General features: G+C 73.4%; 12 protein-coding genes, 3 tRNA genes and 1 pseudogene. 6 read left to right on the top strand and 10 right to left on the bottom strand.

The window, feature by feature from the left end; all coding sequences use genetic code 11:
- Positions 1-190 precede the first annotated feature (190 nt).
- Positions 191-1,252, top strand: coding sequence for a hypothetical protein (locus tag B1205_RS30965; protein WP_254909745.1), 1,062 nt, complete (start codon positions 191-193; stop codon positions 1,250-1,252).
- Positions 1,253-1,954: 702 nt separating this feature from the next.
- Positions 1,955-2,266, top strand: coding sequence for a hypothetical protein (locus B1205_RS05965; RefSeq protein ID WP_089154687.1), 312 nt, complete (start codon positions 1,955-1,957; stop codon positions 2,264-2,266).
- A gap of 267 nt (positions 2,267-2,533) precedes the next feature.
- On the opposite strand, the gene B1205_RS05960 is transcribed toward B1205_RS05965, so the two are convergent.
- From B1205_RS05960 to B1205_RS05925, 8 genes and pseudogenes are all read right to left on the bottom strand, one after another.
- Positions 2,534-2,607: transfer RNA gene (locus tag B1205_RS05960), tRNA-Phe, on the bottom strand.
- A gap of 75 nt (positions 2,608-2,682) precedes the next feature.
- Positions 2,683-2,756, bottom strand: a tRNA-Asp gene (locus B1205_RS05955).
- Positions 2,757-2,787: 31 nt separating this feature from the next.
- A tRNA-Glu gene (locus tag B1205_RS05950) sits at positions 2,788-2,860 on the bottom strand.
- Between the two features lie 155 nt (positions 2,861-3,015).
- Positions 3,016-3,810 (bottom strand): polysaccharide deacetylase family protein, encoded by a 795-nt coding sequence (locus B1205_RS05945; RefSeq protein ID WP_089154686.1) that lies wholly within the window; start codon positions 3,808-3,810, stop codon positions 3,016-3,018.
- Positions 3,811-3,886: 76 nt separating this feature from the next.
- Positions 3,887-4,834, bottom strand: coding sequence for a MerR family transcriptional regulator (locus tag B1205_RS05940; RefSeq protein WP_089154685.1), 948 nt, complete (start codon positions 4,832-4,834; stop codon positions 3,887-3,889).
- On the bottom strand, positions 4,824-5,414 hold the full coding sequence (gene idi, locus B1205_RS05935; protein ID WP_089154684.1) for an isopentenyl-diphosphate Delta-isomerase: 591 nt from the start codon (positions 5,412-5,414) through the stop codon (positions 4,824-4,826). Before idi ends, B1205_RS05940 begins: the two co-directional genes overlap by 11 nt.
- Positions 5,411-6,837: pseudogene (gene crtI / locus B1205_RS05930) on the bottom strand (phytoene desaturase family protein). The gene idi and the pseudogene crtI overlap by 4 nt, the downstream one beginning before the upstream one ends.
- A gap of 29 nt (positions 6,838-6,866) precedes the next feature.
- Positions 6,867-8,021, bottom strand: coding sequence for a polyprenyl synthetase family protein (locus B1205_RS05925; protein WP_089154683.1), 1,155 nt, complete (start codon positions 8,019-8,021; stop codon positions 6,867-6,869).
- Positions 8,022-8,085: 64 nt separating this feature from the next.
- Between B1205_RS05925 and B1205_RS05920 the strand changes: the two genes are divergently transcribed.
- From B1205_RS05920 to B1205_RS05910, 3 genes are all read left to right on the top strand, one after another.
- Positions 8,086-9,012, top strand: coding sequence for a phytoene/squalene synthase family protein (locus B1205_RS05920; RefSeq protein WP_089154682.1), 927 nt, complete (start codon positions 8,086-8,088; stop codon positions 9,010-9,012).
- Positions 9,009-10,331: a cryptochrome/photolyase family protein gene (locus tag B1205_RS05915; RefSeq protein ID WP_089154681.1), complete on the top strand. Its 1,323-nt coding sequence runs from the start codon at positions 9,009-9,011 to the stop codon at positions 10,329-10,331. The genes B1205_RS05920 and B1205_RS05915 overlap by 4 nt, the downstream gene beginning before the upstream one ends.
- Before the next feature lie 381 nt (positions 10,332-10,712).
- On the top strand, positions 10,713-12,113 hold the full coding sequence (locus B1205_RS05910; protein WP_089154680.1) for a dihydrolipoyl dehydrogenase family protein: 1,401 nt from the start codon (positions 10,713-10,715) through the stop codon (positions 12,111-12,113).
- Between the two features lie 4 nt (positions 12,114-12,117).
- Here the strand turns inward: B1205_RS05910 and B1205_RS05905 are convergent, their stop codons facing one another.
- Positions 12,118-12,882, bottom strand: coding sequence for a crotonase/enoyl-CoA hydratase family protein (locus B1205_RS05905; protein WP_089154679.1), 765 nt, complete (start codon positions 12,880-12,882; stop codon positions 12,118-12,120).
- 193 nt (positions 12,883-13,075) lie between these two features.
- On the opposite strand from B1205_RS05905, the gene B1205_RS05900 reads away from it, so the two are divergent.
- Positions 13,076-13,927 carry a Rieske (2Fe-2S) protein gene (locus B1205_RS05900; RefSeq protein WP_089154678.1) on the top strand — a complete coding sequence of 284 codons (852 nt, stop codon included), beginning with the start codon at positions 13,076-13,078 and terminating at the stop codon, positions 13,925-13,927.
- A 1-nt stretch (position 13,928) separates the two neighbouring features.
- Here the strand turns inward: B1205_RS05900 and B1205_RS05895 are convergent, their stop codons facing one another.
- A complete protein-coding gene (locus tag B1205_RS05895; protein WP_089154677.1) occupies positions 13,929-14,945 on the bottom strand; it encodes a LysM peptidoglycan-binding domain-containing protein in 1,017 nt (338 codons plus the stop codon).

The raw sequence follows: 14,945 nt of genomic DNA, 5'->3' as shown, positions 1-14,945 counted from the left end.
TACCGGCTGCTGCCTCCCTGTGCAGCTCCCGAGGTGCCCGCTTCCGGACAAACGCGGCCCAGCTTCCCGACAGCGTGACGCGTGCGCGCCGACGGCCGTCGGGAGGCTCGCGATCGACGGATGCCGTACCGGAAAGCGGGTAACCGCCGCTGACCCGGACCGGACGATCGGCCGATGGGGGAGCAGGAGCATGAGCGACAACGGAGCCACCGAACGGGAGCCCGAGCAGAACGGGGCGAAGAACGGATCGTCGTCCGGTGCCGGGGCGGAGCCGGACGTCCTGCTCGACGTGCCGGCGCTCTCGGTCGACGAGATCCGGCTGGCGGTGGACGGGCTCGACGCGGACCTGTCGTTGCGGGCCCGGCTGGCCAACCTGCTCCAGCTCGACGCCGGCGTCCGGGTGCACCTGGAGAGCGTCGAACTGGACATCAGCGGGGTCCGGGCCGAGGCCCTGCTGAAGGTCCGGCTGGAGAAGCTGGTGCAGATCCTGGACCGGGCGCTGACCACGATCGACCGCAACCCACAACTGATCGACGCGCTGGCCCGATCGGTCGGTGCCACCGTCGACGACGTGCACCGCACGGCCGGTCAGCTCGCCGGACCGGTCACGGAGGAGACGGAACGGCAGGCGGGCGGGTCCGGTGAGAAGGCCGACCGGGCGGTGGAGTCCGGGCGCTCCGGGGACGAGTCGGGCGGCAAGGCTGGACCTGGCGGCGAGGCGGGGTCGGCGGGCGAGGCGGGCGGCAAGGCCGGTCCCGGTGGGGAGGCCGGGCGGGGCGGTCAGTCCGGTCCCGGTGGCGAGGCTGGGCGGGGCGGCCAGCCCGAGTCGGGTGGTGAGACCGGACGGGGCGGTCAGTCTGCGTCCGGTGGCGAGGACGGGTCTGGTGGCGAGGCTGGCGGTCCCGGTGCGGGCCGCACCGGCGGCGATGCCGGATCGAGCGGTGACCGCGCACCAGAAGGGGAGGCCGGTGCCGGCGGCAAGCCCGGGTCCGGCGGTGAGAGCAGTTCCGGCGGTCAGGTCGAGGCCGGGTCCGGCGGAGGGGGTGCATCTGGTGGGGGGACCCGCTCCGGCGGTGAGGCGAAGTCCGGCGGCGGCGAGGGCGGGGGCGGTGGGCAGCCATCGGGTGCCGGGCCCGGGGCGGCTCAGCTCGCCGAGCAGGCCGGGCAGACCTTGCGGCAGGCCGGCCGAAGCGTCTGGGAGGCCATCCAGAACGGGATGAGCCAACACCGCCAGCAACGCCCGGACCGCTGACTGGCGACTTCCGCCGCGTCGGTTCAGCGGAAGGCCGCGAGATCTTGGAAGAATCCGGCCCCCTGAGGGGCGCAAATCTTCCAAGATCTAGCGGACGGCAACGGCCCGCCAAGCGCGAACCTGGCGGGCCGTGCCCTGCGTCAGCTCAGGAACACCTCCACCAGCTTGGCGGTGGCGAGGATGAGCCCGCACCCGGCGGCGACCAAGGTCGACACCTCCGCGCAGCGGGTCAGACGCGACCGCTTCCGCGGTTCGGATCCGCCGTCCGGCACAGTGGCCGGCGGTGTCTCCCGACGCTTAGCCGCAGCGTTTCCGCAGGTTGGGGGCCACCACTTGCGTTCCCGGTCACCTTTGCTGTTCGTTAGGTCCATGCCTGTGCCCTTCGCTGAGTTCAGGCCCGTGGGGCGGGTGCCGGTCGCATGGACCCGCCCCACGGACACGACGCGGGCGTTGATACCCGTCGTGGTCGATCAACGCATTGGGACGCACAGGGGTACGGCGGGCATCGCACAGAAGGTGCGAACCCGGGAGTCGTTTCCGTCGCATAGCAGGTCGCGACGCCGTGGACCTGCGGGATTAGCTGTCAGGGATGCGACAGCGGCGCAGAGCGGCACGGGCGTAACTCCGCGCCATGTCAGTCGTTGGCGGCCCGAGCGATCTACCAACTACGCACTTAACCGGTTGGGGGCAGTTGCCCTGTCGATGACCATCGCCAGCCCGGCAAGCGCCAGCGACCTGAGACATGAGTTCCACAGCCCGTACACAGGGGAGCTGCTGGCTGTGGGCACATACGACGACCTAACCGACACGTACTGCATCCGGCATGTCTCCGGACACACGGACGCCATCCTCTACTCGCAGCGGCCCGACGGCTCGGACCGGCGGTCCTGGCGTGACTCTGCCGGCGATGGCCGCACCTGCTCGGGAAACCTGTCCATCCCGGAGGACCAGTACCGCCAGGTGTGGATTACCGCGGCCGAGTGGAGGAGCCCCGACCGATACCACTACACCTGACCGTCCTTCCGTCGGTGCCGGTCGGGTCAGCGGCCGGCCGGCACCTGTCGGCTACCGCCGGACGGTCCGTGCCGCTCTCTGCGCTGCAAGACCGCAGCCACAACAGGTCAAGACCGCTTCGGGATGCAGCATCGGCCCAAGCGGGCCGCCTCGTGAGCAATCCGTGAGCAATCACCCGTCCGATTCCCTACAGACGTCGTACCTACAGCAGAGCGCCGACCGGCGTTTCCGCTGGTCGGCGCTCTCGTAGCCCGGCGAAAGGCTATGTGGCCAGGGGCGGGGTCGAACCGCCGACCTTCCGATTTTCAGTCGGACGCTCGTACCAACTGAGCTACCTGGCCGTGGTGCTCGACACATGCTATCGCATGGGCCGATACGCAGAACGCCGCGCATCAGGTGCGCGGCGTCAGCGCTTGCGGTCCTGACGGGACTTGAACCCGCGACCTCCGCCTTGACAGGGCGGCGAGCACTCCAACTGCTCCACAGGACCTGGCTGGTGTTGCCTCCGGCGAGCCGGATCGTGCCCCCAACGGGATTCGAACCCGTGCTACCGCCTTGAAAGGGCGGCGTCCTGGGCCGCTAGACGATGAGGGCGGCCCCGCCATCATTGCACACTCGCAACTTCAAGCGGACTTGCTCCCATCCGGCCCCGCCGGAGGCAGGAGAAGCATATGCCATGCCTGCTCGGACGGCCAAACCGGTATGGCACCTCGCCCGCCGTCGAACGAAGCCGCAGCTCAGTGGCGGTGTCATCGGAGCCGGGAGATCCCGTAGCGCCGTTTGAGGTCGGGGATCAGGCGTCGGCAGGCGGCCATCGTCTGGGTCCGGTCGCCGCCCGCGTCGTGCATCAGCACCACCGAGCCGTGACCGGTCGCCGACGTCACCCGCTGGATGATCGCCTTCGCCGACGGGTGGTTCCAGTCCTGCGGGTCGACGCTCCAGTGCAGCGGGCGCAGCCCGAGCTGCCGGGCGACGGCGATCTCCTCGGCCGTCCACCGACCGCCGGGCTGGCGGAACCAGGTGATCGGCGCGTTGGGCGCGGCCTCGTGGATGACGCGGTTCGTCCGCTCCAGGTCGGCGCGGATCTCGGCGGCCGGCCGCCGGCCGAGGTCCACGTCGTGCCGCCAACTGTGGTTGCAGAGCTGGTGGCCCTCACGGACGATCTGCGCCACCAGGTGCGGGTAGTGCTTGGCCTGCTTGCCGACCAGGCAGAACGTCGCGGTCACATGGGCCGCCCGGAGCTGGGCGAGGATCTGCGGGGTGTAGCGGGGGTCCGGCCCGTCGTCGAAGGTGAGAGCCACCCCCGGGTTCCCGGTGCGTCGGTGCAGTCCGGCCGGGAGCTTCTTGGGCAGCGGCCGGAGCTTCGGCTTCGGCTTCGGCGTGGTGTGGCTGGGCTGCGGTTTCGGGCTGGGGGGTGGTGGTGGCGATGTGGCCGAGGCGGACGGCTGGGCGGTCACCTTCGGGGGCGTCTTGCCGGGTTCGCCGCAGCCGGTGATGAGGAGCACCAGGCCGAGGGCGAACGCCAACGCGGTACGTGGGCGCATCGTTCGCTCCCGGAGGGGGTCGGGTCGGGCGGACTTTCCGACCGTAGTGGACGCCGCGCCGAAGCGGGAGGGGCGTTCAGCCGGTGGTCGACTGGTCCAACGAGTCCCGTACGGCGACGGCCAGCGAGAGCGCCTCGGCCAGATCCACCGGGCGGACGACGCCGGCCGGCAGCGAGTCGGCCCGCCAACCGGGCCCGGCGGCCAGCACCAGCAGCGGTCGGCGCGGGACGGCCAGGAGCGCGCTGAGCTGGTGCGGATCGGCCGTGGCCCGGGTGTGCGACCAGAGCACCACGGCCGCCGGGCCGGTCCGGTTGACGGCCTCGACCAGGGCGGGCACCGGCACCCGGGCACCCAGCATGCGATAGCTCACACCCGCCTCGGCCAGCGCGGCGGCCAGCGCCTCCAGCGGCAGCGAGTGCTGTTCCTCGTCGGCGCAGGAGAGCAGGATCCGGGGCGGCCCGGCGGCCGGATGCGTGCGGGCGACCGAGGCGAACGCCTCGGAGACGCACCGGGACATCAGGTGTTCCACCTCGATCAGCCCGGCGGTGGCGACGTGCCGTTCCCCGATTCCCGCGAGCACCGGCCGGAGCAGCCCCTCCCAGGTCGTCACCACACCGTCGGCGGCGAGGGAGTCGGCGATGGTGCGGCCGATCGCCACCGAGTCCAGCCGCATGGCGGCACGAGCCAGGCCGCGGGCGACCGGCCCGGCCCGGCCCACCGGGATGGTGGTGCCGCCGCCGTCCCGCACGGTGGAGGTGCGGGCCTTGAGGGTGGGCCGTTGCGGTGGGAGCACGGCCGGGGCCTGCCGGGCCCAGCGGGCCGCCTCGGCGGGGGTGACGCCCTCCGCGGTGAGCCGCCGCATGATCTCCAGCCGGGCGAGATCGGTGGGCGTGTAGCGCCGGTGGTGGCCCGGGACGTGCTCGCTGGGACCGAGGCCGTAGCGCTGGTGCCAGGTACGCAGCGTAGTGACCGCCACGCCCAGCCGGCGCGCGACGGCCCCCGCGCTCAGCGCCTCATCGGCCACCCGACCGCTCCGGTGCCTCGGCGATCGGCGGGGCCGAGCGGGACGGATCGGTCGGGTGCAGCAGCCGGTTGACCACGCCACCCAACCACGGGGCGTACGCCCGGGGGTCGGCGTCGAGGTCGGCGACCACCGCGTGCGGGTCGGCCCAGCGCAGCTCGGCCACCTCGTCCGGGTCCGGGTGGGCGGTCAGGTCGGCGGGTACGTCGGCGCGCAGCACGTGGTCGTACTCGAACTCGACCCGGCCGGTGGCGGGGTCCTCGGCGTAGTAGAGGTAGACGCCCACCTCGGTCAGGTCGACCGGGCCCAGGCCGAGTTCCTCGGCGAGCCGGCGGTTGGCGGCGTCGGTCAGCGACTGGCCGGGCAGCGGGTGTCCGCAGCAGGAGTTGGCCCAGCGCAGCGGGAACCGGGTCTTGACCGCGGCCCGTCGCTGGAGCAGGACCCGGCCGTCGGGGTCGACCAGGAGCACCGAGAAGGCGCGGTGCAACCGGCCGGGCGGCTGGTGGGCGGTGGCCACGGTGGTCTCGCCGAGCACCCGCCCACCGTCGTCGACCAGCTCGACCAGGTGTTCCTCCCGGCTCATCGGTGCTCCCCGGTGATCCGGGCGGCGGCCAGCTTGCCGCTGATCAGCACCATCGGCACACCCACGCCGGGTTGGGTGCCGGAGCCGACGAAGACCACGTTGCCCAGTGTCCGGTGCAGGTTCGACGGGCGGAAGGGGCCGGTCTGGAGGAAGGTGTGCGCGGCGGCGAACGGCGTGCCGGCGGCCATGCCCTGCGCCGCCCAGTCGGCCGGGGTGACGGCGCGCAGCACCTCGACGCCGTCGCCGAAACCGACGTAGCCGCGCTCCTCCAGCGTGCCGACGAGCTGCTGGGCGTAGCGGTCGGTGAGGTCGCCGGGCCAGTCGAACGGCGCCCGGTCGAGGTTCGGCACCGGGGCCAGCACGTAGTAGGTGTGCTTCCCGGCCGGGGCCACCGACGGGTCGGTGCGGCTCGGATTCGTCACCAGCAGCGACGGGTCGGTCATCAGCTCGCCTCGCCGGATCACCTCGTCGAACGTGCCCTTCCAGGACCGTCCGAAGTGGATGTTGTGATGAGCGATCTTGCCATAGCCCTGCGTCGAACCGACGTGCAGCACCACGCAGGACGGCGAGTAGGTGAGCCGGCGCTGCCGGCGCTCGGGCAGCAGTTCCTGGTAGGCGACCGGCAGGTCGGGGTTGAGGACCACCACGTCGGCCGGGACGAACTCGCCGTCGGCGGTGACCACGCCGGTGGCCCGCCCGTGCGCGGTCTCCACCCGGGTCACCGTGGTGCCGTAGCGGAACTGCACGCCGTGCTTNTCACTCCGGCCACCGAGTCGAGGTACGCGATGACGGTGTAGATGGCCAGCGCGTCGTGCGGCGACAGGCCGGCGTACATCGCCTGGAAGGAGAAGATCCGTTGGGTACGCGGGTCGCGGAAGAACTGGTTGATCTTCGTCTGGAGCCGGCGGAGCGCGCCGTTGGCGAAGAGCTTCAGCAGGTTGCCGGTGAGCAGGTCGGTCGGCGCGTCGAGGTTGCGCTCGATGAAGTCGGCCCGCTCCCACTTCCACAGGTTCCGGGCGTAGTCGACGAAACGCAGGTAGCCGTCCGCCTCCCGGGGGCCGCACACCCGGGCGATCTCGGCGGCCATCCGGGTGGTGTCGGTGATGACGTCCAGCGTCGACCCGTCCGGGTAGTAGGCGCGGTACGCCGGGTCGAGCGGGGTCAGGTCGAGCCAGTCGCCCAGTTCCTCGCCCACCGCGCCGAGCGCCTCGGCGATCAGGTCGGGCATGGTGAGCACGGTCGGCCCGGTGTCGAACTCGTACCCGTCGACGCTGAGCCGGCCGGCCCGCCCGCCCGGCACCGGCTCGCGTTCCAGCACGGTCACCTGCCGGCCGCTGCCGGCCAGGTGCAGCGCGCAGGCCAGCCCACCCAGCCCGGCGCCGACCACGACCACCCGGTCGGTCCGTCCGTTCACGGTGCGCATTCCGGCTCCTCTGCTCCCGAAGTTGGTCATCATGCCCGCCGCGCGGTGGCGGCGGTGGCGAGGCCGGTCAGCGCGGTGCGCGCCGTCTCGTCGATCGGTGCGGTGTCGAGCGCGGCCAGGGCCTCGGCCACCCGTTCGGAGATCATCCGCTCCACCCGGGCCATGGCCCCGGTCTCCCGGACCAGGTCGGCCAGGCGGGCCACCCCCGGTGCGTCGGTGACCGCTCCGGCCCGGTCCAGGGCGCGGCGCTGGGCCGGGTCGGCGAGCTGCCGCGCCAGCATCAGCAGCGCGGTCGGCTTGCCCGTACGCAGGTCGTCCCCGGCCGGTTTGCCGGTGGTCGCCGGGTCGCCGTAGACGCCGAGCAGGTCGTCGCGGAGCTGGAACGCCTCGCCGACGGCCAGGCCGTACCGGGTGTACGCGGCGATGAGCGGGCCGTCCGCGTCGGCGCCGGCCAGGCAGGCGCCGAAGAGCAGCGGTCGCTGGACCGTGTAGCTGGCGGTCTTGTAGCGGGCCACCCGCAGCGCCCGGTCGACCGACCAGTTCGCCGCGTCCTGCTCGCCGAGCACGTCGAGGAACTGCCCGGCGACCGTCTCCACCCGCATCTGGTCGTAGCAGCGCCGCACGTCGAGCAGCCGGTCCGCCGGCACGGCCGCGTGCGCCATCAGCCGGTCGGCCCAGACCATGCAGAGGTCCCCGATGAGTACGGCGACCGCCTCGCCGTACCGGTCGGGGTCGCCGCGGTGCCCGGCGGCGCGGTGCCGGGCGGCGGCGGCCCGGTGCGCGGTGGGTCGGCCACGCCGGGTCTCGGAGGCGTCCATCACGTCGTCGTGCACCAGCGCGAACGTGTGCAGCAGTTCCAGCGCGGACAGCGCGGGCAGCACGTCGGGCAGCGCCGCCTCGCCGCCGACCACCCCGCGCCAGCCCCAGTACGCGAACGTGGGGCGCACCCGCTTGCCGCCGGTCAGCACGGCTTCGCGTGCGGTCGCCGCGAAACCGCCCATCGCTGCGTCGATCTCGGTGAGTGCGTCGACCTCGGTGGCCAGGAACGCCGCCAGGGTGTCGTCAACGCCCGTGACCAGGTCCTTCGTGAAGGCGGCCAGTACGCCGCGGACCGGATCGTCCGTCGCTTCCGGCTGAGCCGGCGCGACGCGGAGCGCATTGCCCGCAACTGCGTCGTTGGCCATGTCAGGGAGCGTACCCTAGGGTTACGAGTTGCGTCGATTGCTGCATCGAAACCGAGGAGGGCTGGTGGACACCGATCTCACCGCTGCCTATGACCGTTGCCGCGAGCTGCACCGGCGTCACGGCCGTACCTACTATCTCGCCACCCGGCTGCTGCCCGCTTGGAAACGGCGACATGTGCACGCCCTGTACGGCTTCACGCGGTACGCGGACGAGATCGTCGACCGCACCGAGGACCTACCGCCCGCCGAGCGCGCCGCCCGGCTGCGCGAGTGGTCGGACCGTTTCGTCGCCGGTCTGCACGGTGCGTCGGTCGACGACCCGCTGCTTCCCGCCGTGCTGCACACCATCGCGGTGTTCGACCTGGACCGCGACGACTTCGCGTCGTTCCTGCGCAGCATGGCGATGGACCTGACGGTCACCTCGTACCCGACCTACGACGACCTGCTCGACTACATGGAGGGCTCGGCCGCCGTCATCGGCACCATGATGCTGCCGATCCTGGGCAGCTCCGATCCGGCCGCCGCCCGGGAACCCGCCCGCCAGCTCGGGTTCGCGTTCCAGCTCACCAACTTCATCCGCGACGTCGCCGAGGACCTCGACCGCGGCCGGACCTACCTGCCCGACGAGGACCTGGCCAAGTTCGACGTGACCCGCGACGACCTGCTCGCCGCCCGGACCGCCGGGCGCACCACCGTCCCGATCCGCGAGCTGATCGAGTACGAGGTGACCCGCGCGCAGGCCCACTACCTCGCCGCCGCGCCGGGCATCCCGTTGCTCAACCCCGCCTCACAAGCCTGCATGCGCACCGCGTACGCGCTCTACGGCGGCATCCTCGACGAGGTGGCCGGGCAGGACTTCGACGTGTTCGTCCGCCGGGCCCTGGTGCCGCAGCGACGACGGATGGCGGTGGCCGCGCGGGCGCTGCTCACCCCCGCCGGCACGCCGGTGCGGGTGCCCGGCCCGGCGCTCACCCCGGCCCTGGCCGGATGACCGAGGGTACGGCGGTCGTGCTGTTCACCCGCGACCTGCGGGTGCACGACCACCCGGCGCTGGCCACGGCGTGCTCGGCGTTCGACCGGGTGGTGCCGCTCTACGTGCTCGATCCCGCGTTGCAGGACCTCTCCCCGAACCGCACCCGGTTCCTCCACCAGAGCCTGGCCGAGCTGCGCGAGGCGCTCCGCCGACGCGGCGGCGACCTGGTGGTGCGGCGCGGCGACCCGGTGGCCGAGACGGTCGAGCTGGCCCGCACCGTCGGCGCCGAGGGCATCGGGCTCTCCGCCGACGTGACCCGGTACGCCCACCGCCGGGAGCGCCGCCTGCGCGCCGAGTGCGACCGGCACCGGATGTTCCTGCGGCTCTTTCCCGGCGTGACCATCGTCGAGCCGGGCGCGCTCCAGCCGGCCGGCGGCGACCACTACCGGGTGTTCAGCCCCTACTTCCGGGCCTGGCAGGGCGTGTCGCCGCGGGAGGAGCTGGCCGCGCCGAAGCGGGTGCGGCTGCCCGACGGCGTCGACCCGGGCCGGCTGCCGGAACCACCGAGGGGCGAGAGCCCGGACGCGGCCGTCGGCGGGGAGAGCGTCGCCCGGCGTCGGCTGACCGCGTGGCTGCCCACGCTCGACCGCTACGACGACATCCACGACGACATGGCCGGCGACGACACCTCTCGGCTCAGCCCGTACCTGCGGTGGGGTTGCGTCTCTCCGCTGGCGGTGGCGAACCGGGCCGGCGACCGCGGCGGGCCGTTCGTCCGGCAGCTCTGCTGGCGCGACTTCTACCACCAGGTCGTCGCCGGCTTCCCCGACCTGTCCACCCGTCCCTACCGGCGGGGCGCCCGGGAGGACTGGCGGTACGACCAGGACGCGCTGGCGGCCTGGACCGAGGGGCGCACCGGGACGCCGATCGTGGACGCCGGCATGCGGCAGATGCGCGCCCAGGGCTGGATGCACAACCGGGCTCGGCTGATCACCGCCGGCTACCTGACCAAGCACCTCGGGCTCGACTGGCGGCCCGGCCTGGAGGTCTTCTTCCGCTTCCTGCTCGACGGCGACCGGGTGAACAACTCGGGCAACTGGCAGTGGGTGGCCGGCACCGGCAACGACACCCGGCCGTACCGTGGCTTCAACCCGGTGCGGCAGGCCGAGCGGTACGACCCGGACGGCGCGTACGTGCGGCGGTGGGTGCCCGAGCTGGAGTCGGTGGCGGGCAAGGCGGTGCACCAGCCGTGGCGGCTGCCCGAGAAGACGCGTCGCACGCTCGACTACCCGCCCCCGCTGACGGTCCCCGGCGCCGACCCGGTCTGGCTGCGCTGACGCCGCCCGCCGCCCGCCGGCTGTCGAGGTCACGTTCAGTGATGCCCTGCCCTCCGAGGCACATCGACTCCGATCCCCTTTGCTCTGCAGCCATATCCGCATCGATTGCGGAAAGTGACCGTCTCGGCCTTGCGCGGTTTTCGGACCTGCAACGAAAACCCTGCTCAGCGCGGTGCTGCGCCAATGGCTGCAGAGCAAAGTCGGAAAAGGGAAGACATCGTTCCCGGCCGGTTGAATGCGCTGCGTGACGCCGCCCCGAAATTGCAGACCGTGACGGGAGGTCAGAGGAGGAGCGCTCGCCCGCGACAGTGCCCGGCGTCCACTTCGGGAGTTCCGCCGGGCCCGGTGGCCGGTGATCCGGCGGTGCGGAATGCTGGCGGGATGGCAGAGCCGGAACTGGTGGACGTGGTAGTGGTGGGGCTCGGCGTCGGCGGCGAGGAGGTGGCCGGGCGGCTCGCCGAGGCCGGCCTCACCGTGGTCGGCATCGAGCGGGACCTGGTCGGCGGCGAGTGCCCCTACTGGGGGTGCATCCCGAGCAAGATGATGATCCGGGCGGCCAACGCGCTGGCCGAGGCGCACCGGGTCAACGAGCTGGCCGGGTCCGCGCAGGTGCGCCCCGACTGGGCGCCGGTGGCGAAGCGGATCCGCGAGGAGGCCACCGACACCTGGGACGACCGGGCGGCGGTGGACCGCTTCACCGGCAAGGGCGGCCGGTTCGTGCGCGGCAGCGGCACGCTCGACGGCCCGAACCGGGTACGCGTCGGCGACCAGGTCTTCCAGGCCCGGCACGGGGTGGTCCTCGGCACCGGCACCCGGCCCTCGGTCCCGCCGATCGACGGGCTGGCCGACACGCCGTACTGGACGAACCACCAGGCCATCGAGGTCGAGGAACTGCCCGGCACGCTGCTGGTGCTCGGCGGCGGCGCGATCGGGTTGGAGCTGGCCCAGGTCTTCGCTCGATTCGGCGTCCGGGTGACCGTCGTCGAGGCGGCCGACCGGGTGCTCGCGGTCGAGGAGCCGGAGGCGTCCGCGCTCGCCGCCGTGGCGCTGCGCGCGGACGGGGTGGAGATCCACACCGGCGTCAAGGTCGGGCGGGTCAGCCACGACGGCGACCAGTTCACCGTCCACGCCGACGGCGCGGCGTTCACCGGCGAGAGGTTGCTGGTGGTGACCGGTCGCCGGGCGCACCTGGAGGAGCTGGGGCTGGACACGGTCGGCGTGGACGCCGGGCAGCGTTTCCTCGCGGTGGACGACCGGATGCACGTCGCCGACGGGATCTGGGCGGTCGGCGACCTCACCGGCGAGGGCGCGTTCACCCACATCGCCATGTACCAGGCCGGCATCGTGGTGGCGGACGTGCTCGACCGCGTGCGGCGTACCCAGGGTGGCCCGGACGCCAGTGGCACCGCGAGCGTGGTCGCCGACTACCGGGCGCTGCCCCGGGTCACGTTCACCGACCCCGAGGTGGGCGCGGTCGGCCTCACCGAGCGGCAGGCCCGCGAGCGCGGCATCAACGTGCGGGTCGGATACACCGACCTGACCGCGTCGACCCGGGGCTGGATCCACAAGACCGGCAACGCCGGCTTCATCAAGCTGATCGCCGACGCCGACCAGGGCGTGCTGGTCGGAGCGACCTCGGCCGGCCCGGCCGGCGGCGAGGTGCTCTCCGCGCTGGTGGTGGCCGTGCACGCGGCCGTGCCGATCAACCAGCTCCGGCACATGATCTACGCGTACCCGACGTTCCACCGGGCCATCTCCGAGGCGCTGCGCAACCTGGCCTGACCGGTCAGCCGGCCGGCTCACCGTGCCGGCCGGCACCGGCGGCGAACCGCCCGGCCCCCCGCACCCCGTCCACGGCCAGCGACTCCAAGCCGTGGGCCAGCTCGACAGCGAGCGCTTCCGGCTCGGGCCGGCCGGCGCCGTCGAGCAGCGCCGCCCGGTCGTTGCGCAGGCAGGTCTGCGGGTGCCGGGCGATGCCGGCGGCCAGCCGCTCGGCCTCCGCCCGGGCCGCACCGGGCGCGACCACCCGGTTCACCAACCCCATCGCGTACGCCTCGTCGGCGGGCACCGGGCGGCCGGTGAGGATCAGGTCCATCGCCCGGCTCTCCCCGATCAGCCGGGGCAGCCGCACCGTCCCGCCGTCGATCAGCGGTACGCCCCAGCGCCGGCAGAACACGCCGAGCGTCGCGTCCGACTCGGCGACCCGCAGGTCGCACCAGAGCGCCAGTTCCAAGCCGCCGGCCACCGCGTACCCGGAGATGGCGGCGATGACCGGCTTGGACAGCCGCATCCGGGTGGGACCCATCGGGCCGTCCCCCTCGGACTCGACCCGGTTGCCGCGCGGCGTGCCGATCGCCTTCAGGTCGGCGCCGGAGCAGAACGTGCCGCCCGCGCCCCAGAGCACGGCGACCGCCGCGTCCGGGTCGGCGTCGAACGCGCGGAACGCGTCGGCCAGCGCGCGTGCGGTCGGCCCGTCGACGGCGTTACGAGCGTCCGGCCGGTCCAGGATCACCGTGGTCACGCCGTCGGCGTGCTCGACGCGTACCCCCATGGGTTCAGCATGCCCGCGACGACGCCGACCGCGCCAGGTGGGGCCAGCCAGCGCATCGGCTGACCGGTCACGGACCGGGCGGTGTAGAGAAATTCCAATTCGACGATCGGACATACGGCGACCAGCCCAGCGGTCCGGCCAGCTTTTGCCCGGCGTCCGGTTTGGGGGCTCTCCTGCCGGGAAGTCGGAACGGGTGCGCGAACTGATGACGAAGCTCGAACAGGCCTCCGGGCTCGACCGGATCGGTGACCGGTTGCAGCGCGCCGTCCAGGGCACGCTGCGCTCCCAGCGGGTCCGGGACGCGCTGCACGGCGTCTGGCTGGGCCACCCGCTGCATCCCGCGATGGTGCAGGTCCCGGTCGGCGCGTGGATCTCCGCCGCCGTGGTGGACCTGCTGCCCGGTCAACGCCGGGCCGCCACCACGCTGGTGGGGCTCGGCACGGTCAGCGCGGTGCCGGCCGCGCTCGCCGGGCTCAACGACTGGGCGGCCCTCTCCCGCGACCAGCGCCGGGTCGGGCTGGTCCACGCCGCCGCGAACACGGTCGGCCTGGCCCTCTACGCCGGCTCACTGGCGGCCCGACTGAACGGGCGGCACGGCCTCGGCCGGGCGCTGGCCTACCTGGGGCTCTCCGCGGCCGGCGGCGGGGCGTACCTGGGCGGGCACCTGGCGTACAAGCAGGGGGCCCAGGTCAGCCAGAGCGTCTCCGACATGCACCTGATCGCCGACGGCTGGCACCCGGTGGGCGACCTGACCGGCCTGCCCCAGCGTGAGCTGGTCACCCGCGAGATCGACGACGTCTCGGTGATCCTCTACCGGCACGGCGACGACGTCACCGTGATGCTGGAGCGCTGCCCGCACCAGAGCGGCCCGCTCGGCGAGGGCGAGGTGCAGGAGATTGACGGCCACGCCTGCGTGGTCTGCCCCTGGCACGGCAGCGCCTTCCGGCTCAACGGCGGCGAGGTGGTCCACGGCCCGGCCGCGAACGACCAGGTCGTGCTCCCCACCCGCGTGGTCTCCGGCCGGGTCGAGGCCCGACTGCCCTGACTCAGTCCCGGCGGTGCCGTCCGTTGTTGAGCGCGCGGGCGGGCACCGGCCGGCGGCGCAGGCCGAGGACGGCGCCGATCTGCGCGCCCACGATGCTGGCCACCGCCAGCACCGCCGAGATGGCCAGCGGACGGTTGATGCCCTCCTCGGCCGTGGCCCGCGACGCGCCCGCCGCCATGGCCGGCGGCTGCCCGACCGGGGCCTCCACCGTGGGCGTGCTGTCCCGGGCCGGCGTGTGCGGCGAGGGCTTCGGCTTCTTCGGCTTCGGCGCGGTCGACGACGCACCACCGTCCGGCTTGGTCGGCGCGGGCTTGGCCGGCGTCACCACGAGCCGCCCGGCGGCGTGCCGCCGGGCGCCCTCGTCCACCGCGCCCTCGGGCAGCCGGAGCACCTGGCCGGGGCGGATCCGGTCCGGGTCGGCGAGCCGGTTCAGCCGGGCCAGCTCGCGGTAGCGGTCGAAGTCGTCCAGGTAGCGGTCGGCCACCTCGCCCAGGTAGTCGCCCTTCGCCACCCGGTACATCGCCGGGTCGGCCGTTGTCGAAGCGGCCGGTGCCGGCGCGGCGGCCCGTGGAGCGGTGACCGCGGGGGCGGCCACCGCCGGCTGCGGCGCGGCCAGCGCGGCGGCGCTCGCCGCGGCCGGGCTCGCCGCCAGGATCAGCGCCACCGAACCGACCAGCGCGGCGGCGGCCCGCTGCTGACGGCGCATCCCGGGCAGCTTCGGCGCCGGTCGGCGCAGCGCCCCGGCGAGCAGTTCCACCAGGACGGAGAACGCGAACGTGGCCCAGCCGAACCAGCCCACCACGGCCAGCGTCCGCAGGAAGAGCTGGCCGTCGTCGCGGCTGGTCAACGCCGTACCCATCTCGGTCAGGGTGGGTAGGTGGTCGGGCAGCGGATTGCCGGCGAAGGCCAGCAACGCGACCGGCCCGCCGGCCAGCACCCCGACGAGCACGACGAGAGCACCGAGCCCGGTGAGAACCTGGCCGGTGCGTCGGACGGCGGAGCGACGGGGTGCACCCAT

It is taken from the genome of Micromonospora sp. NBS 11-29, assembly GCF_002140155.1.
Taxonomy (GTDB): Bacteria; Actinomycetota; Actinomycetes; order Mycobacteriales; family Micromonosporaceae; genus Micromonospora.
Note: the sequence above shows the minus strand (reverse complement) of the source record. Positions and strands in the feature narration are given on the sequence as shown.